This window comes from Paenibacillus foliorum (genome assembly GCF_013141765.1).
Lineage (GTDB): Bacteria > Bacillota > Bacilli > Paenibacillales > NBRC-103111 > Paenibacillus_S > Paenibacillus_S foliorum.
The window spans coordinates 319,709-344,190 of record NZ_WHOD01000055.1 but is presented as its reverse complement, the minus strand read 5'-3'; the positions used below and the strand labels follow the sequence as shown (position 1 = coordinate 344,190).

General features: G+C 41.3%; 29 protein-coding genes. 4 read left to right on the top strand and 25 right to left on the bottom strand.

Annotated features, from left to right (window positions below; all coding sequences use genetic code 11):
- Positions 1–96 precede the first annotated feature (96 nt).
- The 19 genes from GC093_RS14830 to GC093_RS14740 all read right to left on the bottom strand — a co-directional run bounded on the left by GC093_RS14830 (position 97) and on the right by GC093_RS14740 (position 17,219).
- Positions 97–732, bottom strand: a complete 636-nt coding sequence (locus GC093_RS14830) for a 2OG-Fe(II) oxygenase (protein ID WP_171652640.1) — start codon at positions 730–732, stop codon at positions 97–99.
- A gap of 386 nt (positions 733–1,118) precedes the next feature.
- Positions 1,119–1,787, bottom strand: a complete 669-nt coding sequence (locus tag GC093_RS14825; RefSeq protein ID WP_171652639.1) for a carboxylesterase family protein — start codon at positions 1,785–1,787, stop codon at positions 1,119–1,121.
- A 21-nt stretch (positions 1,788–1,808) separates the two neighbouring features.
- Positions 1,809–3,344 carry an extracellular solute-binding protein gene (locus tag GC093_RS14820; RefSeq protein WP_171652638.1) on the bottom strand — a complete coding sequence of 512 codons (1,536 nt, stop codon included), beginning with the start codon at positions 3,342–3,344 and terminating at the stop codon, positions 1,809–1,811.
- Between the two features lie 502 nt (positions 3,345–3,846).
- Entirely contained in the window at positions 3,847–4,620 is a 774-nt protein-coding gene (locus tag GC093_RS14815; protein WP_171652637.1) for a VanW family protein, read from the bottom strand.
- A 716-nt stretch (positions 4,621–5,336) separates the two neighbouring features.
- The gene (locus GC093_RS14810) at positions 5,337–5,831 is read right to left on the bottom strand and encodes a DinB family protein (RefSeq protein WP_171652636.1); all 495 of its coding nucleotides are present in this window, start codon (positions 5,829–5,831) and stop codon (positions 5,337–5,339) included.
- 393 nt (positions 5,832–6,224) lie between these two features.
- The gene (locus GC093_RS14805; protein ID WP_171652635.1) at positions 6,225–6,722 is read right to left on the bottom strand and encodes a VOC family protein; all 498 of its coding nucleotides are present in this window, start codon (positions 6,720–6,722) and stop codon (positions 6,225–6,227) included.
- A gap of 255 nt (positions 6,723–6,977) precedes the next feature.
- Positions 6,978–7,745: a hypothetical protein gene (locus tag GC093_RS14800; protein WP_171652634.1), complete on the bottom strand. Its 768-nt coding sequence runs from the start codon at positions 7,743–7,745 to the stop codon at positions 6,978–6,980.
- Between the two features lie 321 nt (positions 7,746–8,066).
- The gene (locus GC093_RS14795; protein WP_171652633.1) at positions 8,067–8,465 is read right to left on the bottom strand and encodes a GNAT family N-acetyltransferase; all 399 of its coding nucleotides are present in this window, start codon (positions 8,463–8,465) and stop codon (positions 8,067–8,069) included.
- A gap of 204 nt (positions 8,466–8,669) precedes the next feature.
- On the bottom strand, positions 8,670–9,191 hold the full coding sequence (locus GC093_RS14790; RefSeq protein ID WP_171652632.1) for a redoxin domain-containing protein: 522 nt from the start codon (positions 9,189–9,191) through the stop codon (positions 8,670–8,672).
- Positions 9,188–9,943 carry an ABC transporter ATP-binding protein gene (locus GC093_RS14785; RefSeq protein WP_171652631.1) on the bottom strand — a complete coding sequence of 252 codons (756 nt, stop codon included), beginning with the start codon at positions 9,941–9,943 and terminating at the stop codon, positions 9,188–9,190. Before GC093_RS14785 ends, GC093_RS14790 begins: the two co-directional genes overlap by 4 nt.
- Entirely contained in the window at positions 9,936–10,754 is an 819-nt protein-coding gene (locus tag GC093_RS14780; RefSeq protein ID WP_171652630.1) for an ABC transporter permease, read from the bottom strand. Before GC093_RS14780 ends, GC093_RS14785 begins: the two co-directional genes overlap by 8 nt.
- Complete coding sequence (locus tag GC093_RS14775) at positions 10,751–11,302, bottom strand: nitrous oxide reductase accessory protein NosL (RefSeq protein ID WP_171652629.1); 552 nt, start codon at positions 11,300–11,302, stop codon at positions 10,751–10,753. Before GC093_RS14775 ends, GC093_RS14780 begins: the two co-directional genes overlap by 4 nt.
- Complete coding sequence (locus tag GC093_RS14770) at positions 11,299–12,651, bottom strand: right-handed parallel beta-helix repeat-containing protein (RefSeq protein ID WP_216624635.1); 1,353 nt, start codon at positions 12,649–12,651, stop codon at positions 11,299–11,301. Before GC093_RS14770 ends, GC093_RS14775 begins: the two co-directional genes overlap by 4 nt.
- A complete protein-coding gene (locus tag GC093_RS14765; RefSeq protein ID WP_171652627.1) occupies positions 12,648–13,031 on the bottom strand; it encodes a FixH family protein in 384 nt (127 codons plus the stop codon). Before GC093_RS14765 ends, GC093_RS14770 begins: the two co-directional genes overlap by 4 nt.
- 44 nt (positions 13,032–13,075) lie before the next feature.
- A complete protein-coding gene (locus GC093_RS14760) occupies positions 13,076–14,941 on the bottom strand; it encodes a CopD family protein (RefSeq protein WP_171652626.1) in 1,866 nt (621 codons plus the stop codon).
- Positions 14,935–15,213 carry a hypothetical protein gene (locus GC093_RS14755; protein WP_171652625.1) on the bottom strand — a complete coding sequence of 93 codons (279 nt, stop codon included), beginning with the start codon at positions 15,211–15,213 and terminating at the stop codon, positions 14,935–14,937. The genes GC093_RS14760 and GC093_RS14755 overlap by 7 nt, the downstream gene beginning before the upstream one ends.
- A gap of 148 nt (positions 15,214–15,361) precedes the next feature.
- Positions 15,362–15,721 (bottom strand): c-type cytochrome, encoded by a 360-nt coding sequence (locus GC093_RS14750; RefSeq protein ID WP_171652624.1) that lies wholly within the window; start codon positions 15,719–15,721, stop codon positions 15,362–15,364.
- 20 nt (positions 15,722–15,741) lie between these two features.
- Positions 15,742–16,395, bottom strand: a complete 654-nt coding sequence (locus GC093_RS14745) for a response regulator (RefSeq protein WP_171652623.1) — start codon at positions 16,393–16,395, stop codon at positions 15,742–15,744.
- Positions 16,396–16,397: 2 nt separating this feature from the next.
- Positions 16,398–17,219, bottom strand: a complete 822-nt coding sequence (locus GC093_RS14740; protein ID WP_171652622.1) for a sensor histidine kinase — start codon at positions 17,217–17,219, stop codon at positions 16,398–16,400.
- Positions 17,220–17,425: 206 nt separating this feature from the next.
- On the opposite strand from GC093_RS14740, the gene GC093_RS14735 reads away from it, so the two are divergent.
- Positions 17,426–17,791: a c-type cytochrome gene (locus GC093_RS14735; RefSeq protein WP_171652621.1), complete on the top strand. Its 366-nt coding sequence runs from the start codon at positions 17,426–17,428 to the stop codon at positions 17,789–17,791.
- Between the two features lie 465 nt (positions 17,792–18,256).
- The gene (locus tag GC093_RS14730; protein ID WP_171652620.1) at positions 18,257–18,874 is read left to right on the top strand and encodes an SCO family protein; all 618 of its coding nucleotides are present in this window, start codon (positions 18,257–18,259) and stop codon (positions 18,872–18,874) included.
- A gap of 33 nt (positions 18,875–18,907) precedes the next feature.
- On the opposite strand, the gene GC093_RS14725 is transcribed toward GC093_RS14730, so the two are convergent.
- On the bottom strand, positions 18,908–19,759 hold the full coding sequence (locus tag GC093_RS14725) for a cytochrome c oxidase assembly protein (RefSeq protein WP_171652619.1): 852 nt from the start codon (positions 19,757–19,759) through the stop codon (positions 18,908–18,910).
- A 205-nt stretch (positions 19,760–19,964) separates the two neighbouring features.
- On the opposite strand from GC093_RS14725, the gene GC093_RS14720 reads away from it, so the two are divergent.
- Together GC093_RS14720 and GC093_RS14715 are read left to right on the top strand one after the other, a co-directional pair.
- Positions 19,965–20,258, top strand: a complete 294-nt coding sequence (locus GC093_RS14720; protein WP_171652618.1) for a response regulator — start codon at positions 19,965–19,967, stop codon at positions 20,256–20,258.
- Between the two features lie 536 nt (positions 20,259–20,794).
- Positions 20,795–20,971, top strand: a complete 177-nt coding sequence (locus GC093_RS14715; RefSeq protein WP_171652617.1) for a hypothetical protein — start codon at positions 20,795–20,797, stop codon at positions 20,969–20,971.
- Positions 20,972–21,312: 341 nt separating this feature from the next.
- Here GC093_RS14715 and GC093_RS14710 read toward each other — a convergent pair whose 3' ends face one another.
- From GC093_RS14710 to GC093_RS36905, 5 genes are all read right to left on the bottom strand, one after another.
- Positions 21,313–22,179, bottom strand: a complete 867-nt coding sequence (locus tag GC093_RS14710) for a DUF6454 family protein (RefSeq protein WP_216624634.1) — start codon at positions 22,177–22,179, stop codon at positions 21,313–21,315.
- Positions 22,180–22,246: 67 nt separating this feature from the next.
- Positions 22,247–22,393, bottom strand: a complete 147-nt coding sequence (locus GC093_RS14705; protein WP_171652616.1) for a hypothetical protein — start codon at positions 22,391–22,393, stop codon at positions 22,247–22,249.
- A gap of 112 nt (positions 22,394–22,505) precedes the next feature.
- On the bottom strand, positions 22,506–22,952 hold the full coding sequence (locus GC093_RS14700) for an NUDIX hydrolase (RefSeq protein WP_171652615.1): 447 nt from the start codon (positions 22,950–22,952) through the stop codon (positions 22,506–22,508).
- Between the two features lie 396 nt (positions 22,953–23,348).
- Complete coding sequence (locus GC093_RS14695; RefSeq protein WP_171652614.1) at positions 23,349–23,582, bottom strand: hypothetical protein; 234 nt, start codon at positions 23,580–23,582, stop codon at positions 23,349–23,351.
- 762 nt (positions 23,583–24,344) lie between these two features.
- On the bottom strand, positions 24,345–24,419 hold the full coding sequence (locus tag GC093_RS36905; RefSeq protein WP_376768653.1) for a hypothetical protein: 75 nt from the start codon (positions 24,417–24,419) through the stop codon (positions 24,345–24,347).
- Positions 24,420–24,482: the final 63 nt, after the last annotated feature.

Below are 24,482 nucleotides of genomic sequence, written 5' to 3'. Positions count from 1 at the left end.
GAAAAAAAGGAGCTGCTTAAAGCAACTCCTCCACTCTCTTTCTCCGTTGGTTGAATCAAATATCCAGGATGACTGATGAATTTGAATTTCGTACTTTTAAATGTTGCGATGTCTTTGTCTTCTCATCCACTGGGTGGCTACCCACTTTTCCCCGATTGCGACGGGATTTCCTGCATGTAATGTTAGTTCATTTAAGCTATCATCGTTATAAAAATATTCAAAATAGACGGCACTGCCTTTTTTCGGTGTTACTGCAAAACGAAGCGAAGGGAAATACGTTTCGCCACCTTTTTCCACGTCATTTAAATACATCACCAGTGTGCTGATGCGATTGTTTTGAACATTTCCGGAATTAAAATAGTCGAAATGAGGCTGATACTGTTCCCCAGCTTTATAATGTAAAATTTGCAGCGGTTCAGCATGTGAAATCGGTATATTCATCAGTTCAGAAACTCTTGTCTCAATTTTTTGAATCAATTCATTTTCGCTTTCCTCAAAAAACATGTTTCGGCTTGTTCTAATATCGCTTACAACGTGAGATTTGCCGATTTTAGCTCGCTGCATTCTGTTGTTAGCTAATTCAATCAACGCGTCACATTCTGTGTAACTAAGTACATTGTCCAATATTAAAATAAGTGGTTCATCCATTTTGCCGACAATATGAATCTCTTTATCCTTAGCAATAATTTTGTTTCCAAATGAATTGAATATCGTCTGCTCTATAATGGCCATCGTTGCATCCTCCAGTATTGATTACTGAGGAAGTAATCGTTGATCTAAACAGTTCTTCATAGAATCGGAAATACCTTCCATATTTTTTAAAAATTATTATATTGCAATTTTATTTAGAACATATCAGGTTGTTCTTAGCGATTCGAGCGACTCCTTCTTTGGCAATATTTACTAGACGGCAGAAAGAAGGCTGTATTGGAGTATGATTCCTAACACACCTGAGGAAATTAATTACAGAAATCGAGGTTGAAGCGGAGGAACAGATTAAAAAAGGAAATTTCGGTGCAATAAAAAAACGGTAATTCGGGTCTTTACAACCCAAGATTACCGCTTTTTTTATGTAAGGCCTCTTTTATGATCTCAAGTCTGCTTTCAGTGCCATCCAATTACCTGATGGGTGGATTATTCCTGCTGTATTGCAGGAACCAGTCGTAAATCTCCATATTGTAGAAAACGGGCGTCAAAGCAGCATGGTCAGCTTCCGGATAAATCGTCAGACGAGGATTGCCCCCGCATGCTTTGAGCTTCTCAACCATCTCTTCTGCATGATGAACGGGGACAGTCGTATCTTTTGAACCATGAAACACCCATACCGGAACATCCTTGAGCATATGGACTTTTTCCGTTGGTCCTGTGGAACAAATCGGGGCGATTGCTGCGAATCTATCCGGGTCTTCCGTTGCCAAATTCCACGTTCCGAAGCCACCCATGCTAATTCCCGTCAAATAAATCCGCCCTCTATCAACCGCGTATCGCGCAGACACATCATCAAGCAGTGCTAGTAAAGCATCGTTTTCTAAACCCCATGTCGTGTATGCTGGACATTGCGGCGATACCACGATAAATGGAAAACCCTCCTGTTCCTCGACGAGCTTCGGGAGTCCGTATTGTTGTAGACGGTTCACATCGGTGCCTCGCTCACCGCGTCCATGCAGGAACAGAATGAGCGGCCATTCGCGGTTCGTTTCTTCGTAACCGGCTGGCAAATACAGCAGGTAATCAAGACTTACTTTTTTCGTGATTTCTTTTTCAAGTTTGCATGCTTGCTGTTTCACAATTGTTGTCTCCTCCCTATTCTACTTGCCGCTCGCTTTAACACGGTCCTGATAGGCTTTGTTATATTCCTGAATAATCTTCATATAGTTGGCATCCGCCTTCAACACTTTCACAAAGTTATCCCAGGCTTCAATTGGTTCTCTGCCCATGATCACTTTTACTTTCAAATCGCTAATTTTTTTCGTATAATCGGCTCCGAGCTTTTGATTCGTTTCCGACACAAGGCCAATCGAAGGATCCGCAATGCTCACCTTTAAGCGCTCGTCGATAATTTTTTTGTTGCGTTCAAATACGTCTTTAGGCATTCCCGTCCGGTAAGCCCACAAATATTTGTCATACCGCTCGAAAATTTTCCCAAAAGAGCTTTGAGCTACGCTGTCCTTCAACGCCTGTTCAGTTGTTATTTTAAATCCGTCCTCAACCCTATAGTGCACACCCTCGACCCCATAGCAGGCCAACATAAATCCTTCCTCCGTCGCTCCGTAATCCATCAGCGCGAGAATTTTTTTCACTTTGTCCTCGGGAACCTTTTTCGGAATTAGGAAAAGCCCGGAGAAACCCGAAGATTGGAAAGAGACATTGCCAGACGGGCCCTTTAAATAGGAGAAAGGAAGGAAATCTGCTTTCGGGTTCGTTTTTACCAAGACGGCCGTCGAACGCCAGATGCCTTCTACCGTATCTATATGCAATCCTGCATTCCCTCCCTTTGCCATATCCTCCGTTTGCGAACTCTTCATTGCGGCGAAATCTTCGGGTATCAGCTTTTCCTTGTACAGCCTGTTCAACCAGATCAATGCGTCGTGTGTACCCGGTTCGAGTTCGGTGTTGATCATCTTGCCATCCTGCAACTTCCATTTGCCGTTGCTTTCATTCAGCACATTTTGCACAAAACTATAATCATTCATCGTATAGCCAATCGTGTTGGGCTTACCGTCTCCATCCGGGTCATTGAGTGTAAAGGCCTTTAGTACCTCGTACAATTCATTCAAAGTTTCCGGCATTTTCAAATTCAGCTTGTCCAACCAATCCTTACGGATGGATGGTAGTGCGTTTCCGCCTTCAAGCGGACGTACCGACGGGATGATGTAATTTTTTCCGTTGATTTTCGTTTTCTCCCATACTTCCTTCGGATACTCCATCAAATGCGGATAATCCTTCAGAAAAGGCGTCAAATCCCAAAATGCCCCCTGATCGACCATCTGACGCATAAGCGGGTTGATTAAATCACTGACTTTCATCAGATCCGGTATATCCCCCGAGGCCAGCACGGTATTCTGCTTTTCCACGTAATTATTCGGTGATACCCATGTAATCGTCAACTTCGTGTTCGTGCGTTTCTCAAATTCCTTTAACACCGGATTATCACCACTTGGTGCCTCTGACGTGTTAAATTCGGTGAAAATGCTGATTTCCGCAGGTTTTTCCTTGATTCCAGTTTTCGCCGCCGTCCCCCCGTCTATCTTGTCACCGCCGCAGGCAGTAAGCAGCGCTGCAATCAAACTGACTGCAGTACTCACCTTAATGTTTTTGTGAAACCACTGTTCGTATTGAATCATGAAAAATCCTCCCCTTTCGATGAACCCTATATTTTTTTGAAGTGAGCGCTTTTTTTTGAACCAACCGCCGGTCCCCCCTTCACGGAACCTAGCCCTATTAAATAAAAACTTTATTCGTACACGACAAAGGCTTGAACGGCTTTTACGCTGATAACACTACTGTTAAAACGCTTTCAGAATATCCGAACCAAGGAGCTGTCACAATTCGATCTAGATCATCTTCCGGCTTTTGTCTCCCTTCCAAAATTACTGATACCGATAGTTGATCAACTTGGGTTACATTTATTATAGATCGTGAACTATAGTTCGATAATGTGTACTTTTGACCTATTTGCAATTATTTTTACTTTATTCGGTTGCAGCATTGTCTATATTAAAATTTGGACTATCACGACTCTTGACACAGAAAAAAACGTTCCTTCGCTAAAGGAACGTGAGTGGCAACTCTTAATCTGACATTTATGTGGCGATTTTCCACTGACGTAATGCTTTACAATGATTACTAACAAAACACTTCATATTTTACCTCTGAGTAATTGTGAATCATTAATTTTTCCTGAACGACATCCCCAGTTCGTTTATCAATGACTCTTCTCCATATCTCGTTTTCTCTATAGTTCTTGCCTTCAATATGATGAAATTGATGGTTTCTTTCTTCCAAATGGTATGAATATGGTAACTCGTTATCACAATATACTATTCCTTTTAAATGTTGGTCTGTTAACCATACATGAAAATGAAACTTATGATTGGTGGGATTAAAAAAACGTAAATCAATATAATTAAAAAATACACTTGCACCGCTTCCAAAAGGTAAGACTCTTTTCTCATCTGGAAATGGGTCAAAACTATGATGATGTCTTTCTTTAATTTCTAAAGGTGTATGTAAGGCTAGCCAAAAAAGTAAATTAGCTAATTGACATAAACCTCCCCCTATCCCTGTTTTCACTTCACCTTGAGATAACAACAATCCGTTAATATAACCTTTGCTTGCTTTAGGCCTCCCAATTAAATGCCAAAAGGAAAATGTTTCACCTGGGTTTAATACAATTCCATCAATGGATTTTAGGGCAATACTTAAATTTGTAATTTTGTTCTCTTGTAACACAGGATCAGAAGATCCTAATTTTCTTCTTAGCAGAGATTGATGTCGTTTTATTGCATAAGGAAATGTTTCAACTACTTTTTCATTCGCAAACTTTGTGAAAAAATTATGAATAGTTCTCTTTATTTGAAGCTGAAGGATTCTAAATTTATAAACCATGGGTAATTTCATCAAGACCCGTTTTATGATTGTTAACCTCCCTATAAAAAATTTCCTTGAATCCAACCAAACTACATCTGAAATTAAGTGACATCAATAGCCGTGATAAAAGGGTTTATTCCTAACCTCCTTGTATAAACTCGTTCCTGTTATCAATACCTAACTTGTCACTTATAAGTGGTAATCCAATCTAATTTATTCCATAATCATCGCTAATATTAATAACACCTGCCATACTTATATTCAGATAAACACGGATCTATTTCAATAATCACAAACTAATATGTCAATGACAAAAGAATAACAAATAAACAAAGGCTACCGTTCGTTGCACCTCTTTATCTTTGATTTGTATAGTACTGGAAATATTTTATCACAACTTATACGCGGGTGTATTGCGTTAAACTACCCTTTAGTTTAATAAAAAAAGGAGCAGCTACCCTGGCAGATGTATTCCTTATTTCTTAGCTATTCCAGGGAACGAAGGTGGGGAGTGTTTGACGCTTAAGGGTATTTCAGAACGATTAAATACAGCAAGTGGCCGTCACTGCAACTCGACCAGATAACGTACAACAAGAAGCTAATTCTATCGGGCTCCAAGCTCGCACCTTGGTATTTCTACATTGCGAGCATCTTTTCGACGACAATAAGAACAGTCGCAGAGTACCGACGGTCATGCCGGTGCCCTGCGACTGCTTGACGCGTATCGAATCGAGAAACTTAGTTCATTAGGCTTCCTCGTCGGCCGAGGGACCGTATATGCCCGGCACCGGAATATCGAGAAGCCGCAAGTATACTCCGAGCTGCGCCCGGTGGTGGACCATGTGGCTTAATCCGAAGGTGCGGAGCGCGATCGCCCGCGGCTCGCGGAGGATGATATGGTTGCCGTGGCGCAGCGTCCATTCCTCACCGAGCGTTTTCTCGTCGCATTCGGCGAGAAGCTTTTCAAACTTACCGACGTTCGCGTCGAACTCCTCCAGAACGTCAGCGCGTTTTTCCAAAGGCTCCCGCCGCAGCGGCACGGTCGAAAGATCGAACTCCGAATACTGAAAAATCGCGATTTGCCAGTTCAGCAGGTTGACCAGGTGCGTGGCCAGCCCTCCGAGCGTCATCGATTTCTCGTGCGGCTTCCACGACATATGCTCCTCGGGCAAGCGTTCCAGAATACGACGCGTAGTGGCCAGTTCATGCGTTGCGTCGCCGACGATCAGTTGTTTAACCATAAATTCCACTCCTCCCTTTTGGTTTAGCATACTATAAATTCCGGTCAAAACAAAGTCACTATGTCATACCTAAACCACACACCTTTATCTGTTTAACGTAACCTGTTTTCTGGATGCAAATCGTGTGCACTAACTTTGTTTGGTGGTACTTTTTTACCCCAAGTATGGGTATAACCCTTTGGTGAACAAACGGCAATTTCAATTATAAATCCACCGCATCCTATCCGATTTTATTGGTTAACCTGAAACGGTTGTCAGTTTGGACATGGGATGGCAAAATAGCATTCGCAAGTATAAGATCCGAACGTACCTTGACATCACTTGCAGCATCCAATTTAGATTTCTTGGGGTTCTTCGTTTCCACAGTCTCCGTACGGGCAGTGGCGCGTCAGTTCAAGTATTATGACAATCTCCATATACTTTTTTCATGTTCTTTGTATAAAGTTCAACAATATTACCTTCTGTATCTTTGAAATATAAATTACTTGGTTCTGGGTTTTCTTTTGAAAATGCTAAAAAGTCAATATCCATTGATTTCAGTATAGAAATGGTATCTTCAAATAATTCTGGTTTGATATATAATGCAAAATGAACATGGATACCACCTTCATCATACAATCCATTCCTCCACTGACTAACTGAGGTATGTTTTATTTTTTGTTGTTCTTCAGAAAAGTTTCTTGGAAGCCATAATCCAAGCCTGGTATTTCCGCCGATGTATAACCAAGTAGCCCAAATACTTCCTGTACCGCTCGTATCAAATTGTCCATTGTTATAACCCCATTGATCTACAATGGGAAATCCCAATTTCTTAGACCAGAAGCTTACTGCTCTTTCCATTGATTGAACCTCTAATACTAATTCAGAAACACCTTCGACCTGTAGTTTCATATTCCCCTCCTCGATTATGGTGATAAATTTCGGAATCAAATAGAGTTTCTTTAATAAGGTCTAATTAGCTGTATTCGAGATGTCAATCTTATATTACCATAATTAGGAAGAATTCTGTACTTTTCAAGTTCACGTGGCCCTCTTTTCTACACTAAACTGCCTATTAGCTCAGCGAGGCTGCCGATTTCATGCCGGCAGCCTCGTCCTGATGATATTATTGAGCTCTCGTTACCTGGTTGTGAATATCTCAATTGTTTACGACATCCGCAACTTAGGAGTTTTACTATTACTCTTATATCCTGCCATATAAGCTTGATGTATTGCTTCGGCAAGTCTATCTGTGTAATTCGCACTTGTAACTTTGCCATTCAACAATACTGTTTTTTTATATTTCTCTGAGAAGTACAAAGTATCATCCGAATCGTTGGCCAGATAATATTGACGCTTAGACTCAACTGTACGGCTTTTTACCTTTGTGTTCAATATCACTCTAGACCTTCCCAGCTTGACCCCCTCATGAATGCCAATTCCCCAAACTTCTTGAGTGCTATTATCCAGTACTTCATACCCTACAACAACATCACCTTTTACACTATCAGATAAAATTAAAAGTTTTAGGAAAGTGCAATCTGTTTGTGGTATATATCTTCTCTTTTCCGAATTAGTCAAGATCTTACTTTTAACGTTTACTCTATTTCTAACGGTTACCTCTTTCTTCTTTTCCTTCACAGAACCTTTATTATCATTATTTAGCATAGTTTTTTGGTTTTTCAGTTTTTCCAAGAGTTCTAGTTGGACTTGTTGCTTCATCTTTTGCATTTCATCAGACATTTTTTTAGTTATTTTCTGTTCTAGCTTCTCTTGGAATTCCAGAGTGCTTTCAGTATTGCGTTTTAATTTTTTAGCTGTTGATGCCTTTCGTGGATTTGCTTTTTTGGAACTGCGTTTGGGTTTAGTTAGTGAATGAATAGTGGCTCTTATCTCCTGCAGTATAGACTTTTTTTTCTTAGTCTTCTGTGCCATTTCCTCCCTCCTTCAATGAATGGATGTGGAACTCTGAAGCTGATTATTTGATACCAGAATATATAGTTGCCAACAATGTTTTAGTTCTGGAAGCCATCCGAACCGCCTACAGCAGGTTCGAAGGGGCTTATATGTTACTGCTTCAGGTATCGAAGATGCTTGGATACAATCGATAGATAGTTGTCTTTTTAATACCTTGATTTTACCATAGTTCTTTTGTTTTTAATTAAATTATTCTGACTGTTTAGCACAAAGCGACCGCTAATCCATGCGTCTTTTTATTAAGCTATAGTTCTCCGTTTAGCTTAAATATGTAACGGGTTATTTAATAACTTGGTGCCATGTATCTTCGATATCTTTGAAATTATTAAATCCGATTTTTTCATAAAAACTTTTAGATTCAGGGGCGGTTATAAGGAACATCAATGTATCCTTTTCCAACTGTGTTTTTAAATACTCTACTAGTCCTTTGCCGATTCCCATTCCCTGGTACTCAGGGTCAACAGCAATGTCGTTAATGTAACAATCAAAGCAAAAGTCTGTGAATGCTCTCAGGAAACCCACTAACTTCCCGTTCTGCCAAGCGGATACTTTAATATTTGCATTTTTTAACATCAATTCCATTCGTCTCTCGTCGTTAGGTCGTCTTAAAGCAGCTTTGTTGTATAGTGCTATGACTTCCTTCAATGATGGTGTTTCATCGCTTTTATAAATTATCATTAGTTCAGACCTCATTCAAAAATTTATTAAGGATGACATAATTATACATGTATTTCCTTATTGAGCATATGTGTCATTGGACAGTCACAACTTGATTTCTAAGTTTCTGTACAAGGCGAACATCATTGAACTTTTCTATTGCCTTGGAAACAAAAACAGACCCCACTACACTCACAGCGACTGAGTGTAGTGGGGTTCGTCTTACTAGTGTTGAACTGATTTCAAAAGCTGGATCACGGATAGCTCATCAGGAAACTCACCTGCCACAGCCTTGACAAGCCTTCCATTCTTATCGATGAGGAATGTTGAGGGGAGGCCTGTTACCCGATAGCTGTCAGCAGCCTCCCCGCTCGGATCTAACCAAATAGGGAAATTAATCCCCTGCGAGGTAATAAAATCCCTCGCAGTTGCCCTGGAATCCCCTACGTTAACTGCAATTATTTCTACACCGGAAGTATTCAAATGGTAGGCTTTATTTATACGCGGCATTTCATCAACACAAGGCTCACACCAGGAAGCCCAGAAGTTCAGCAGTACTCCTTTCCCTCTGTAATCAGACAGTTTGATACTGGTTCCATCCATCGTGGTAGAGGTGAAATCAGGGCCTTTGTCACCGATCTTGAGATATCCAGTCTGAATTGATTGCGAATGAAGCAAGGTGTATAACAAAGCTGTTGCAATAAGAATGACAACTGATAAGGAAGTCAATCTACGCCAGTCCTTCATGGTTGTCTTATCTCCTTTGTTAACAATGGCAGATCAGGGAAAGCAAACAGCTTATCAAAGGCAGCAGATAAACCATAGGGGCCATAACGCTCAATAAACGAAGCCGTTGTTCCCTCCTCAGCGATCCTACCCTCCTTCAGAAATAGTACATAATCGGAAATCGCTTCTGCAATTTGAAGCTGATGAGTTGAGAAGATAATAGCATGCCCTTCATTTTTGACATACCGGATGAGCTCGACAAATGATCCCATCCAATAAGGATCAAGACCGTTAGTCGGCTCATCCATAATGAGCAAGGACGGCTTGGCTAGAAGGGCTTGCGCGAATAATAAACGCTGCCGCATTCCTTTGGAAAAGGAGCTTACCTTTCGTTTCCGTACCTGAATAAGACCAACCAACTCCAGTACCTCGCTCACACGGTCAGATGAAACTTTCCGCAATGAAGCCCAAAAAGCTAAAGTCTCCTCAGCGGATAAGCCTTGTCCAAATAAATAATCGTCCGGCATATAGCCTATTTGATGAGCATATTCCTTGCGGTCTTTCTTCCACGTTTTTCCTTTAATCCGAATCTCACCTGCTGTGGGCTGAAGAATGCCTGCGATCATTCTCAACAACGTGCTTTTGCCAGCGCCGTTACCTCCGCATAAAGCAATAACTTCCCCTTGAGCCAGCTTTAAGCTTGCATCATGTATGATTAGTTGGCCGCCTAGCTCCTTCTGGATATGGTTAAGCTCAAGTACTATTCTATCCACGCGACCTCCCCCGTTCCCAGATTAGATTGGCAAAACCAATCGAGATCAATATCCATGCAAGACTAAGCAGAGTGAACACAATGCCTCCAGAAGGCTGGTTCATCCAATGTACCCATTGATAATACTCCGGTCCTAGCACCGAGCCACCACCCAGCTTCACAACAACGAATAATCTTACAAGCTCTGCCGGATTCAGTAGCGTAAGTGTGGTTAACATCGGTTTAATCCAAACATAGGGTAGTACGCCTAAGAGAGAGATGAGCAGCGTTGGCCAACCGATTATAGCGAAAAACCAAACTGTGACGGCAAAGGTAAGCGCCTGCCAACGGTTACGTGACAGAGTACCAAGAATAATGGCAATAGCCAGGAACAAAAGCACCAAGCCGGCAGAGAAGGAAAAGAACAATCCAAAGGACTCAGCTGCGAGTCCTTTGCCTGTAAAGTATCCGGCAACACCTGTAATTCCATAGCCAAATGCTACGATTGTCAAAAGAACCGTACTAAGCCCCATATATTTGCCTGCTATAAATGATAAGGTTGAAATGGGATAGGTGGACAGGAGCTGCCAGCTGCCCTCCTCTTTTTCTGCCGTTAGAGAAAATGCCCCAAGCAGAAGTGTCATTAAAGGCAGCAAATACAAGGTTAAATTGAGCATTGAAGCCGTTGTGCTGGAATAGCCTTGGGAGAAATACTGAGCATTAATTATCAGAAGCGATAAGCTGAACACAGTAAACAAAGCTATAAAGGAATAAGACCATGGATTTCGAAAGCCGATTTTAATTTCCCTAAGTGCTATGTGGAGAGCATTCATTTACCGTGCATTCCTTTATTCTCATTCCCGGTTCCCTGATCTTTGCCTGCGTTGCCTTCCATTTTATGATCCCCCTCCATATGCTTGGAACCACTGCTTCGTTCCCATGTGTGTGTGCTTAAATCAGCCGCAGCCATCAGCTTGCCTTTCTTTTGGCTGTCGATGAACGCTTCAGCCTCCTTCTTGCTCTTAAAGGAATAGATGCCATAGGCCATTGGAGATTTAAACGATGGATGAAATACATAGCTGGCCTCCTCGAATTTGATCCATTCCTTTGTATTATAATCTCTGACAAATTGCCCCCCAATACTGTCCACGCCATTTTTTTGCTTCCATTCATTCATGCAGCCCAAATCATCAAACTTATAGTTTTTACCTTCCTTAGTCGTAAGCTGAACAGCAAATGCATCGTCTTTAACCTGCATGTTGCAGATGACACAAATATCTACATCTTCATTGATAGGCAGAGCTTTGTATTCGGTTTTGGCGCAAGCAGTAAGAAAGATAATCATACATAGAAAAGCTGATAGTACAAATAATCGTTTCATCTTCGTTTAACCCCCAAGAAATATATAGTAATTACTGAAAGCAATAATAACAGCGTGGATACCAATAATTGAGTACTAGAGCTATGAGCATCCGTATTAGTTCTTATAAGCTGCACTGGCTTCATAAGAGGAGCACGATCGATTGACCAATCGGACTGCTTCACTACTGACATACTTTCAAGAAATTGCATGCCCGGAGATTGAAAAAATAGCTGATAAGCTACATTCTTCGATGTCAAGCGTTGAAAAAAGGGGTTGATTCGATATGGAAGCTCACTAATCTTATCTCCATTGGTGTCAATTCCGCGAAAAGCATCCCAGAAGTTCCCCGAAAAGCTATTGTTCTGACTGTCTGTCGCCTGGGCTTCAATCACATTCCCGATGAAATCGTTCAACGTAAACCGGTTGGACTCGGACTCAATAAACTGGACTCCAACAAAGTTATAGCTCACCTCGTTATTCTCAAATTCATTGTCATGAGACTGCTCAATATATAATCCGACTCTGTTTCCCTCCACCTTATTATTTCTTATTCGTGAGCCTTGTACATCGAAAAACAGCAGTCCTTGCGAGTTGACGCTCTCATACTGCTTGATAAACGTATTTCCGCTTACCTCTGCCCCCTTAACCCCCATAACCATTGCACCTGTAATATTGAACATGCCGGTATTTCCCTTGACCAAAGTACCCTCTGTATACATGCAATGAACGCCATATCTGGAATGATCGATCCTGTTATTCTCCAGGCGATTCCTATGGCTGCTTTCCAAGTAAATGCCGTCAAACATGGAGGATATCGTGTTGCCAATAATGACATTGTCATGAGCATTAAACAAATCTATGCCATTACGCTTTTGCGTCAGCTTATAAGAGCCAGATTCTTGAGCGTTCCGCCGAATTGAAGTATTTTTGATTTCATTATAGCTTCCGTCTTGAATCTGTATTCCGAACGATTGAGTTCGAATGTCTAAAGAATCTATAATATTATGGCTGCTTTTCAACAATACAGCGCTTGTCTCTCCTCGGCCTTCCTGAACGACTGAAATTCCCTTTAACAGAACGTTGTCGGCTTCGATACGAATAGCTGGACGATCTTCAATTTTATTCACAATCGTTGCATTCGATTCTGAGATGATTGAAATGGGTTTCTTTACTATGACAGCTTCCTGATAGGTAACTGTCGGCAGCTTCAGTATTCCCCCAGCAGGAGTGGCATCGATCAGCTGCTGCAAGCTGACTGGTGAGGGCGGCTCTGCTGCAAAGGCGGAGTTTAGAGCAACCCCCCATCCCCAAAGACTCATTAAAAGGCAAAGATGAATGGCTACTCTCTTGTTTAATGGCTTGATCATGAAACTACGAGCTGCTTCTTCTTGGTCACATGCAGATCCTCCCGGTATATATGAATATAAATGGTATAAGTACCGGGCTTATCGAAGCTTTGTTCGGCTGTGTAGCTGTCTTTGCCTATCTCTTTGGTTTCCACATACCGGGGGCGCGCGTCCTTCTCTGGGGAACGGATGTCAAATTGAACCGTAGTTCCCTCCTTCTTAACCAGCCCTGTGACCTGTGCTGTTAAGGTAATCTTTTGCATAACAGCTGCGGATACTGGCTCCGATACCAGCTCGACTTGAATAGCTGCCGGGTCTTCTCCTTGTGTGCCAGCTGAGCATGCTGAAAGCAAGAAGAGCACAGGTATGATCCATGACATTCGTTTTAAATAATCCAGCATATTTTATCCATCCCTTAGGCATCTGAATTCGCCTGATTTTCAGGTCATTGAACTGTTAATGATTTGTTATAGATATGAACTTCACCGGTTGTATCTGTAATAGATATATCCATCACCCAATCCTTCAGCTCGGTATCCATAGTCAGTTTGGCTTCATAGATATATTTATCAAACCCTTCATAACCGTAGGGATCAGGCCCTCCTGCAACAAATTGAAAAGGTACTTCTAACCTCCGTTGTTTGTCTTCCTTGCTCAACAAAAATACATTCACCTGACTAGGGGCTCCTATTCCTGTAGGGAGCCAAATGTCGAGCTTAAAGGCTGCAGTGGGGTGCTTATCCGTAGACACACGCATGGACATATGAGCTTTGTCCCCCATAACATGCCAGTATATAGGCGGATTGATCGCCTTCTTGTCAGGTGGAGGCGTTGTTGACAGCAAGCCTGCAAGTACGAATAGTATAAGCGAGGCTGCAATCTCTATCTGAATGAAGAACACAAACCGGCTCATGCTTTTCATAGCGTTCTCTTGATGATGCTCGATGTAGGCTTTCATACGCGGAATCAATATTTTTCGATGAAAGGCCCCGATCCCAATAATAAGCATCAGCAACGTTGTTTTGGCTAGTAGGAAACGGCCGTAATCGATTTGATAAAGTTCCTCCCAGGAGGATATCATCATGATAGAAAGCACAGTTCCGCTAATCAGCACAATTAAAATAACTGGAAGCATAACGGTTGAAAAACGCCGGATCAGCCTGTTCAGTTCTCCTCCATAGCGAATGGAATACTCGGGTCTCCAAGTTTCTGAATAGATTCCAATCAAACCACCAAACCATAGAGCTGAACCCAGCAAATGAATAAGATGCAAAGAAACCGCTGTAACAACTGCAGATGAATCAGCCAAGGCATGGCCAGTAAGTGGAAAAGAGACGATTAATCCTATAGTGATTATCCATTTCGCAGTAATCGTCGGTTTCTTGTGAGTCTCTGGAAAAGAGGCAAGAATGATGAGCATACCTATCAATAGAGGTCGAAGCCAGGCAATATTCCCTACAATCGTGGAGCCTGCAATAGTTATGGATAGCTCGGCTGCATTGCGGCTTCCTATACCGCTAAGCTGATCCGATAACAAGCCAATATGAGCCGCACCGGTCACTATGTAAATCATAAAAGCTGCAAGGTAGAGCCAGCATTCGCACTGCCGTGAAAATAAGAGCGGTACAGCCTTAACATGATCGACCCAAATAACATGCCGGAAAAAGAGGAAGCCCGCAATACTCGCTGCAGCCAATATTTCTATAATGCGAAGCAAATAGTTGACAGAATTACGCGAATCACCAGCATAATGGTGAGCGCTATGATCCATATGATCTTGCAATTCTTGCAGCTGCGCTTGCAGGTTAACTTCAGCTGAAGGAACAGCATTTCCCGTCTCGGACTTGCTTGAAACTATATTGCTTGTAGTACCCTCAACAGGTTGAACCTGCTGCACGTTGGAATTCGGTTGAACAAGCGCCTCTTCGATCTTTCCAGGCTTTACGTATTCAGCCTCTTGCATGCTAAGGCCGCTTCTCGGATTTACTTGCTGTTGAAGAGGTTCCTGGTTATCCTTCGTTTCCATGCCAGGGGCAGCCAATATGGGGTCCCTTTCATTGGAAAAGGTCCTTGTTGTTTGCTCCTTTGGATCGGTAGTTACAGCAGCAGCACCTCCGAATAAAGGAGGGGGCGATTGAGAAGCTTCTACCTTAATTTTTGCCTCATTCAGCTTCGGCTTGACACTTTCCTCGGTAAGAGTTGCGTTCGACAAGCTATTTGAACGTTCCAGATTAGCATGAGCATGCCCAAGAAAAGGCAGACTGAACAGCAAGACTAACAAGAAAAGGGTCAATCTTAGCCATCTCAGCATATTAAACGGCATCTCCCTTCCATAAACCAACAAAACTGCCAATCGGGAGGCTCCTTTGCTGTTCTTGTTGTATTTTTACTTGGTGTAGACAAGTACAGCACCACGCGAATCTCCAACTGCAGGCAAAAATTCAACCGTAGCTCCCAAACCTTCAATTGTACTGCGAAGTAATACTGTACCCTCACCAGTAAAGATGCATCAACATGCTCACGAATGAATGAAGCATTCACATAGGTTGAGCCTTCTTTGATCGAAAGGTCAGATTCCTCCATTAAAATTAAGAATAACCTCCAGTTTGATGAACAGATCTACCTTACACGAAATTATATAAAAACCATTATTTACTTAAAATGACTATAAAGAGCTATTTTCACACCATTTGTGAAGGTTAATTGACATCAATATCTGTCTACTAAGTGTTTATTTCTTTGCTGACAACCACTCCGATAGCAATTGTATCTCCTTATCCTTCAATTTGCCATCGTAGCTTGGCATACCTCCACCACCATTTTGAATTTTGGTCACAATTTGCTCTTTGCCAAGCTTGGATCCTATCTTCTGCAGGCTGGGTCCGGCTTTCCCCTCCAGGTTTGCTCCGTGACAGGCAATACAGCTGCTTTTGTATAGGGTTTCTGCGTCTGTTGCACCGCTTAGCGTATTAGCAGCTGCCTGTTTATTGTTCTGAGTGCTCTCATTCACACTTCCGTGAGTGCTGCCACATGCCGTCATTCCGGCAATTACGATACAACCTGCTAACACCCGCATCCATTGTTTAACCATAAGATAGTTCCTCCTTTAGTTTAGGTACGTCCCCTGAACCAGCCCTTCTCATACGCGTATCGCATGAGCTGCACCCGATTGTCCAAGTGAAGCTTATGTAAAATATTTTTTAAATGATTTTTAACCGTATGCTCTGATATAGTAAGTGATTCTGAGATTTCCCGGTTGCTTTTTCCTTGGGCCACGCATTCCAATATTTGCTTCTCACGTGCTGTAAGCGGTGAATGTTCGGGAACGCTTGTCTTGATAGAAGAAAACTCCTGAAGCAGACGCACGGCGATCTCCCGTGACATAGGAGCTTCATCGATAGCTACCGCACGAAGATATTCATGCCAGGATACAGGATTTAAATTTTTCAATAAATACCCCTGTGCCCCCTTCTTCAAGGCTTCAAAAAGGTGTGTTATATCATCAGATACGGTCACCATTACAATTTTCACATAAGGAAACCGCTCTTTTATAATTTTGGTAGCCTCTAAACCATCCAGCTGCGGCATATTAATATCCATTAATATTAGATCGGGCATCCACTGTTCAGCCAACGCAATAGCATCCCGACCATTCGTGGCCTCACACACAATATCGAATTCGGGATCCATCTGAATTATTTCCCGCATGGCTTGACGTGCAAGTGCGTGATCATCGACCAGCATCAATCGTATGGGTTGAAGCATAGCTAGCCCCTCCTTCCAACCTCAACCGTTGTCCCACTACCCTCTTGATTAAAAGCTAAGAACCAGCCCATTTCCTGTGCTCTCTCCTTCATAATAGTAATACCAAACCCCTTAGCATTCATCATACTGTCTTCCTGAAAGCCGGTTCCGTCATCGGTAACCTTGCATCTCCAGCCGTAAGCTTCTTCTTCCCCGATTACCCATGCATGGCGTGCATTTGCATGCTTGTACACATTGATGAGAGCTTCCCGTAAGGTTGCGTACAGCTCCACTTTTTCTTTTAATGAAAGCCGTTCTTCACGAAGCTGCCAGTTCAATTCAGCTGCAATACCAGTATCTTTCTTGAAATCAAGGACCAGATTGTGAATGGACTCTCCCCATGGCTTGGATTTGGTCACAGGTGGATAACGCAAGCTGGCAATGGCATGTCGCACATATTCATTAACTTGATGGACGGTTTTTCGGAAGTTGTTTAATGGCTCTTTACGTTTCTCACTTCCCTGCTCCATTTGGTCTACTTTAACGGAAAGCAGAAATAAAGATTGTGCAATGCCATCATGAAGCTCCCTGGATATCTTCTCGCGTTCCATAAGAGCAGCTTTATCGCTTCTTTCCTGCTGCAGCATTTCTTGAAGAGCCTCCAGCATCCAGAACAGCTTACGCAATAAAGTAATGGTTACTACGAATACAAGCAGCGGAGCTAGCCAGTTCCCAAGCTCCATAGAAATGTAGGGCAACAGAAACGTATGACGCACATACTCCCATAAACCGATAGTCAAGGTAGGTATGATAAGAATAAGACTTTTGATGTTTTTGTATAGCATTGCAATACTCCTTTCTTGGTCTGCTTTTTATCTAACCATAATTTTCAATAAAAACCTATGACTCGTAAGAGCTATCTGATATCGGGTTCTTCACTTGACTGTAACGAAAAGGCCTGATTGCATACCAACCTGACTCAAAAGTGCTATATACAAGCATTCAATCAAAATGCTAGTATACTCGAGAAAAAACAGAAGGGAGACTACCTATGCTCAAATGGACAATGGCTTTGCTATGCGGCATTGCCTGTGTGGTTGGGATAAGTGTTCTGTTCATTCAAGTGAACAACCATCAAGGAGAAATAAAACAGGCAGCCACGGCACCCGCTATGCCGGATGCTCCGTTAAATGTCCAGGCAGCAGAGGCCATTTACAAGCAATCCTGCATCGCTTGTCATGGAACCGATTTGGAGGGAAAGATGGGACCTAACCTGCAGAAAGTCGGCGGCAAGCTGTCGGATCAACAGATCTACAAGCTCATTCAAAGTGGTAAAGGTGGAATGCCTTCTTTTAAAGGAACGATTAAAGATGAAGAAATAGCGAATTTGGCTCGTTGGTTGGCAGAGAAAAAATAACATGAAGTAAACAGGCCGTAAAGCTTTATCAGCTTTGCGGCCTGTTCCTTGTAATCTACAAACAAGCTTGATTAATTCTGTTTATTTCTCGGAGATTCCTTAACATATGGAGCCAAGTAAAGCTCTCTTACCTCATGCCTGATCCAACTCATTAAACTTAAAACGTTCTTGTAGTGTTCGAAGTCCGTTTTTAACACGACTCCAAGTGTTATGGCAGTGAAGGTTCGGAACAAAGTCGAAGGAATCCACAGGTCTCGATAAGAAAGGCGCTCCAAAAGGATAAGGTTTCGGCCCAAAAGTGTCAAAGTCAGGCTAGTTATGACAATAAAAAGGAGTTTCTGGACATACTTGTACGGTTGCAATGAGAATCTAGCCCTATCGAGTTATGGGGCTTCCCCATGGACTGTGCTATAATGATGCCAATTCTACAACAGCCCGATGAATACATCGATTAAGGAGATAAAGATGAATGCATTTTTACGAAAGAATGGATTTAAATTGCTGGTTACACTGCTCTTTGCTCTGTTTATAGGTAGTGTCATCTCATGGCTTAATCAAGATAGTCCCGCGCTGCCCGTGATCAAGCAGGCTCCTACATTTACCTTAAACAGTCTTGAAGGAGAAAAGGTCCAATTAAGCGACTCTGCTGGAAAAGTACGACTGATCGAGTTTTTATTTACCAGCTGCCCGGACGTTTGTCCCATGACCACCTACAATATGGTGAAGCTGCAGAATGAGCTTAAAATGGAAGGGATTTGGGGAAACAAGGTACAATTTTTATCGATTACCTTTGATCCGCTCAAGGATACACCTGAAGTATTCAAGAAGTATGGGGATCGTATGGGGATGGACTATGATGGATGGAAGCTGTTGACCGGAACTGAGGCAGAAACCGGAGAGGTTGCCAAAAGCTTTGGAGTCATGGTACAGAAGATGCCGGATGGCTCATTTGTCCATACCGTGACCTCTTTGTTTCTCGTCGATGGAGCAGGAAAAATTCGAAAAGTGTTTGCTATGGGCGAAGGTATGAACAATGAGGATATAATACAAAAAATCCGGCAAATTGCCGGATCAGTCAAGTAGCAGAACATTGCCTAAATAACAAAGCAGCTCTACTTATACAAGCAGAGGGTCCTCAGGGTCCTCTGCTTCTTCTTTTTCCTTCTTGTACCATTGAAAGAATACATATCCAAGTATAGTACCGTAAGCTATCTCCTGAACAATCTTCATCACGACCCCTCCTGCCTGCTGATCCGTAATCGGAGTCAGCCACGAAATGGAGATATCTGGTTTATCCACAGTAAGCGAATAGAAAGGCAAACAAAGCAAATGGGTAGCTCCAGTGTATATCTCATATAGCAGCTTGTCCGAAAAAATAATCAGCGCGCAAGCAGGTGTAAGCATAAATCCGTTTAGGAATATATAAGCCATCTTCTTCAAATCACTCATCGCATTCACGCTTCCTGAAGGGCAGAATACAGACCACCATAAACAAAACGCTGAAGCAAAAAGCAAGATGTGCAATGAGTTGTGGAGCGCATAATTGGACATAGCCGCATCAAAAATAATTGGTATGTGATAGAAGGAAAAGGCTCCATTAAAAACAAACAAGGCCAGCACAGGGTGTGCTGCAATACGGATGATTTGGCGTGACATCTTTTTTTCAGTCAGCCATAAAAACACTTTTGGAGATAATCCTCTATACAGCAGTGGAGGAACCACTAGATAAAGCACGGATTGCTGGAGCATGTGAATGCTGAACCAGAAATGCCCCATCAAATTCAAGGGACCTCCGAGCGCAACATAGGAACAGAGCAAACCGAAGACAAAACTAGTTTTCCCTTTATTATCAACCTCGCGACCCGAATAGCGTAAATAAAATACACAAGCAATGATCATCATGATCAGCAGCTCCGGACTAAACATAGCACGAAAGCCATAAGTATCAAGAAGCAGTCTTATTTCCATCCCCCAATTACTCTCTCCTCGCTTTATTAAGATTTATCCTCTCATCATACACATTTACAAGTATTCTTCCTATAGCACTAATGAGCTAGCTCCTGTTCACAAACTCTTCATGCTTTGTTCACTTTTCCGTTGCTGAAATAGCTATAAGTAGTCATGCTATTCATCAACTACACAGCTACAATAAAACTCAGGTGAGGTGATACAAATGTCAAATAACTCTAGAGTTCTTCTTGCTGATCTTGCTGATGACGAAGAGCGTATACGTAGATTAATTCGTATGTATTTGGAGAAAGATGGTGCTGAAGTGGAGGAATCCGACAATGGTGTGGATGCTTTGCGTAAAGCTCTGGATTCAGATTATGACATTATTGTACTTGATTGGATGATGCCTACTCTAACTGGGCTGAAAGTTTGCAAAATGGTCAGATATATTAGAGTAACTCCTTTGATTATGCTTATAGCCAAAGAAGATGAAATAGATAAAATCAAATGCTTTTGATGCAACTGCCGATGACTATATAACCAAGCCGTTTAGTCCAAAAGGCTTTGGCTAGATGTTCATTCTGAGTAATCACCAGAATACCCATATGCTCTCTTTTAGCATAATTAAGTACAATATCCCAGATCTGTGATTGAGTGATGACATCTAGCATAGTACTAATTTCATCAGTGATTATGAATCGGGTTTGTGGCTTGAGCACTCTCATGACACAAATCCTTTGAAGCTCTCCACCTGATAATTCATTAGGCCAACGGTTCCAATGCTGAGGCCGTCTTTGTATTTATTTTGAAGGCCGCCTTCACTATCTTCAAATAAGTTATTATTGTCATTAAATCCGTGGATTTAAAATAATATTAGAAACAAAGAATATTGGAGTTAAGCCAATGTTGTCCAAGGTCTCAGTCGTCCTGGTTTATAAGAAATAGGAAGGTATTAGACGACCCATCATTCAAAAAAATAAGGTGTCTTTCCCTTTGTTAAATAAGGGAAAAGACACCTTTTTAAATCACAGTTACATAAAAGGGGATCGGAAAATGAGAAATGAGCTTATTCATTTATTGTCTCATCTGGAAGACGAACATATCATGGCGTCCATCATCCAAAGCTTAAATACCGAAGACTTCGAAACATTCGTTTGCTACCTTGATTATACGAAGCCTGAAGTACGGGAGCGTTGGTTGGAGATGTGTAACAAAATTTTTCGCTTATAAGAAGGGTTCAAAAATTAGATTGGAAATCATGATCCATCCGTGTCTCCACATGAATGCTTCGAACATATCTGTTTCCTTTTTTGGAAGAGTGCTGCCTCGTACGCGTGGTGATACCATTCAAGACAAGGGAAATAATTTGAACAGAAGGACGATTTGAAGATTACAAATTAAAAAAAGTAATCTATTTTGATGATTATTGTCATAATAACTGGGTTGCTGGTCGGCTTTTATGGGGAAGAACATCAGTGATTTAACAAAATCAAATGTCTCATTAGGATATCCCACACTTAAAACGACCCCTCTAAATCAGAAATGAGTCTATGAGATATCCTACTGCAAGATTATAGCTTATTATTCAAATTGCTTGTTTCATATACCAGCATAGACCCGTAATCGTCATCCGGTACAGCATATAGCCGCAGCTCTTGACCGGCGTTCTCAATAAACACCGGATTACGGGTAATCACGTGTCCTTGTGGAGAAAACTCAGTGATGGGTGTTGCATGAATCATATCCAACGTTTTCATGTCTATCAGGGCTAATCCACCTAGCTCGTACGGCTTGGAATTGTGACTTGAAGGATTGGACAGCTCAGAGATACCGCTCAAAATCATTTTTCCATCGCCTACATAATGACCATCTTGATAATCCACATAGTGACTCGAGTTTTCTTTCACAAGCAGCTTCTGCCCGATTTGGTTCCATTCATAAAACTTACGTGAACCCCAGCTATAACCTATTAGCTTTCCATTTTGACCTTCACGGACCAATCCTCCGATATGATCATGGACTCGGAACGATTCTTCTGCTTTCATAGTCTTTGGATCTACTTTGTAAACAATAGATTCACTATTGGGTCTATATTCGGCGACAGGTACCCAAATATTATTTCCATCAAAATCAATACCGCCTGGGTGATAGATATTCCCTTCGCCCAAAGTCAAATCGTTCATAAGCTTCCCCTGTTGATCAAAGACAAATAGGTGACCGATTCCCTTTCCAGAAGTGCGGTCATAACCGAGCTTGGGCTGGTCATATTTAATTGGCATTTCGATAAGTTCTACCGAGGATAAATAAAAGAGGTCTCCAATTCGAACCATTCCTTGTGAGTGGTAGTTGTTAAATTGTAGATCGATTCTTTCTTTTCGCTCCCATTTCGTATTGCGTGTAAGATTTCGGAACTGAGCGATGAGTTTCTGACTATCCATATATACTTGTCCTTCCAAAGTTAGTTTGGGGTTTATTGATTGGTGTTATAGCACATATAGCCTCCATTTATCCATCTATCTCTCCATTCAACATAAACAGTCTTACCTTTAGCGTCATCATCATAGCCGAAGTGAAATCCGCAGCATGGACATATTTCGTCAGAAGCAACTCCTCGTTCATCGAAGGGTGGTTCGTACAAATCATCGTAGTCACAAACTAAACATGTATTTGCCATTATCCCCATCCTCAACGAAGTGTTCTAGAAAATTTCCCTCGCTCTTGAATAATCGTGTCTCGTTACTTCAATGAGCCTGTGACTAATAATTTAAGAAATGTAAAACCCTTCCACATCTAAATCGAATGAATGGTATCTCAATTCCCTATTTTGAATCCAAAATTCCAAGGGTATTACCCACGGGCGAAAATTTATATAATTGCGCAAATCCCTTATATTCACAAACTGCATCTCAATTATATCTTCGTCAGGTTCTTCAATTTCGTTTTGTTCTGAAGGGAAGCTGCCTGCATAATAAACTTGGAGATACTGTCCATATTTTTCAGAAGAATACTCCGAAACAAAAGCAACATCTCCGGCAGCTATTTTAATCCCCGTTTCCTCATATGATTCTCGTTCTGCAGCTTGTAAGAAAGTTTCACCGATTTCGGTCGAACCTTTCGGCAAACTCCAGCCAGATTTATCTTTTACTAATAAAACAGTATCGTCTTTTAAAACCACGATTCCAGCCGCGAGATTATGAGCCAATTTTCCCACCCCTTCTAGGATTATGTAAGTGCTTTCTAGCTTAATTATCTCATGGAATTTAATGGAATTTGGTGACGATTTTAAGACAATTATTTCGACCAATCTGCCCGCTAGGTGAGCAAAGACTGCCGCTTGAGCCGGCAGCCTAGTACTGGTTGTTTATTGAGTGATAATGTCCCATTAAATTATTTCTACATTAAATTCAAGAAGCCTTCTTGAAGATAGCTTCCCTTTATAAAAAAAGAAGCAGATACCTCGGCAGGTCTACTCCTTATTTGTTTGAGCTATCGTTGTCCGTCGTAACCTTCACGCCCATCATTTCGTTTCAAATCCCTCCAGCTAAATCGAGAGCTACACGTAATTACTTTCAGGAATAAAATTAGGAAAATATTAAAACTTATCACACTAGTTTAAGGATTGCTTATAGATGTTTAAAGCAATTCTTGTTGATTCTTTTCTTAGAGAATAATTCCGATCATCATCTGTTTGAGTGAAAAAGGTTTGACACTTAAAAAGATAATATAGTACTTCTTTGGAAGCTTGAAGTGCCATTGATTCACATCGAAGGATATACATACAAAGGCTATAGCATTCTGTTTCATAATTCTTTAAAATTGCTACACGTTGAGCTGTATCCATAATCTCCTCCTTTTTTAAAGGATCTATTATTTATTTAAATGGTTCAACACTTGGAAAAGTTGATTTATTGATAAGTTTCATTTCAAAGATCTTCTCTCCTGTATCATATATTGAGGAAACGTCTTATCTTTTATTTTAATTCAAGCTTATTGATTCTCTATAAATAAACTATTAACAAAATATAAACTCCGACAAAGGTTTTCCTTTAATAACTAGTCTCAATTGCGGAAAGTGATACATGTTCTTGTCCTGAATCGGCTAACGAAATATGTTCTTGTCAATCGACATATGATGTTGGATGACAAGAACATGTATCGCTGGCCAGATTCTCTATTTTACGTGGGCGTGCTTTACATTTCCTGCTCTTCTGAAGATTGGTAAAAATAGCATGATCCCATCCAACCAAGATGTGCCCGATATTCCACCTAATATTATTCGAAAACCCACAGGAATATCATCAAGAAGATTTTCTCCCATCCCAGAGATTCTACCAATTCAATTGTCCAGTTTCTCCCTACATATTATTAAACTCAGTTCCCTGCCTATTTTAGGGTCTCCTCGATGCGCTTATCGGCTTCATACAGTTTTCGCAATTGACTTATATTCATAATAAAACCTCTCATTAGTCCTATTAAATCTAGGTTTTCTTCTAATGAGAGGTTTTAATCTCTTGTATTGAACTTGCGTGTCCCGTTAACTTAACAACCTACATATTATCTTTATGGCAAGTTGTTTTTAGGCAGTTCAACATCTATAGATCGTCTAACCATATGAATGAATTCTTTTTTTGCATACACCAAACTGTCTATAATTTTCTTTCGCTTGCGTTAATGGAATATGATTTCCACCTATATTACTGGCTCTAAACCTGCAATCAACTTACACAGATTAATTTAATGA

Bases quoted from the DNA above. Each gene is read 5' to 3' on its own strand.
- GC093_RS14830 (WP_171652640.1), bottom strand. From the start codon at position 732: ATGGCCATTATAGAGCAGACGATATTCAATTCATTTGGAAACAAAATT.
- GC093_RS14820 (WP_171652638.1), bottom strand. From the start codon at position 3,344: ATGATTCAATACGAACAGTGGTTTCACAAAAACATTAAGGTGAGTACT.
- GC093_RS14815 (WP_171652637.1), bottom strand. From the start codon at position 4,620: ATGAAATTACCCATGGTTTATAAATTTAGAATCCTTCAGCTTCAAATA.
- GC093_RS14810 (WP_171652636.1), bottom strand. From the start codon at position 5,831: ATGGTTAAACAACTGATCGTCGGCGACGCAACGCATGAACTGGCCACT.
- GC093_RS14805 (WP_171652635.1), bottom strand. From the start codon at position 6,722: ATGAAACTACAGGTCGAAGGTGTTTCTGAATTAGTATTAGAGGTTCAA.
- GC093_RS14800 (WP_171652634.1), bottom strand. From the start codon at position 7,745: ATGGCACAGAAGACTAAGAAAAAAAAGTCTATACTGCAGGAGATAAGA.
- GC093_RS14795 (WP_171652633.1), bottom strand. From the start codon at position 8,465: ATGATAATTTATAAAAGCGATGAAACACCATCATTGAAGGAAGTCATA.
- GC093_RS14790 (WP_171652632.1), bottom strand. From the start codon at position 9,191: ATGAAGGACTGGCGTAGATTGACTTCCTTATCAGTTGTCATTCTTATT.
- GC093_RS14780 (WP_171652630.1), bottom strand. From the start codon at position 10,754: ATGAATGCTCTCCACATAGCACTTAGGGAAATTAAAATCGGCTTTCGA.
- GC093_RS14775 (WP_171652629.1), bottom strand. From the start codon at position 11,302: ATGAAACGATTATTTGTACTATCAGCTTTTCTATGTATGATTATCTTT.
- GC093_RS14770 (WP_216624635.1), bottom strand. From the start codon at position 12,651: ATGATCAAGCCATTAAACAAGAGAGTAGCCATTCATCTTTGCCTTTTA.
- GC093_RS14765 (WP_171652627.1), bottom strand. From the start codon at position 13,031: ATGCTGGATTATTTAAAACGAATGTCATGGATCATACCTGTGCTCTTC.
- GC093_RS14760 (WP_171652626.1), bottom strand. From the start codon at position 14,941: ATGCTGAGATGGCTAAGATTGACCCTTTTCTTGTTAGTCTTGCTGTTC.
- GC093_RS14755 (WP_171652625.1), bottom strand. From the start codon at position 15,213: ATGGAGGAATCTGACCTTTCGATCAAAGAAGGCTCAACCTATGTGAAT.
- GC093_RS14750 (WP_171652624.1), bottom strand. From the start codon at position 15,721: ATGGTTAAACAATGGATGCGGGTGTTAGCAGGTTGTATCGTAATTGCC.
- GC093_RS14745 (WP_171652623.1), bottom strand. From the start codon at position 16,395: ATGCTTCAACCCATACGATTGATGCTGGTCGATGATCACGCACTTGCA.
- GC093_RS14740 (WP_171652622.1), bottom strand. From the start codon at position 17,219: ATGCTATACAAAAACATCAAAAGTCTTATTCTTATCATACCTACCTTG.
- GC093_RS14735 (WP_171652621.1), top strand. From the start codon at position 17,426: ATGCTCAAATGGACAATGGCTTTGCTATGCGGCATTGCCTGTGTGGTT.
- GC093_RS14730 (WP_171652620.1), top strand. From the start codon at position 18,257: ATGAATGCATTTTTACGAAAGAATGGATTTAAATTGCTGGTTACACTG.
- GC093_RS14725 (WP_171652619.1), bottom strand. From the start codon at position 19,759: ATGGAAATAAGACTGCTTCTTGATACTTATGGCTTTCGTGCTATGTTT.
- GC093_RS14720 (WP_171652618.1), top strand. From the start codon at position 19,965: ATGTCAAATAACTCTAGAGTTCTTCTTGCTGATCTTGCTGATGACGAA.
- GC093_RS14715 (WP_171652617.1), top strand. From the start codon at position 20,795: ATGAGAAATGAGCTTATTCATTTATTGTCTCATCTGGAAGACGAACAT.
- GC093_RS14710 (WP_216624634.1), bottom strand. From the start codon at position 22,179: ATGGATAGTCAGAAACTCATCGCTCAGTTCCGAAATCTTACACGCAAT.
- GC093_RS14695 (WP_171652614.1), bottom strand. From the start codon at position 23,582: ATGGATACAGCTCAACGTGTAGCAATTTTAAAGAATTATGAAACAGAA.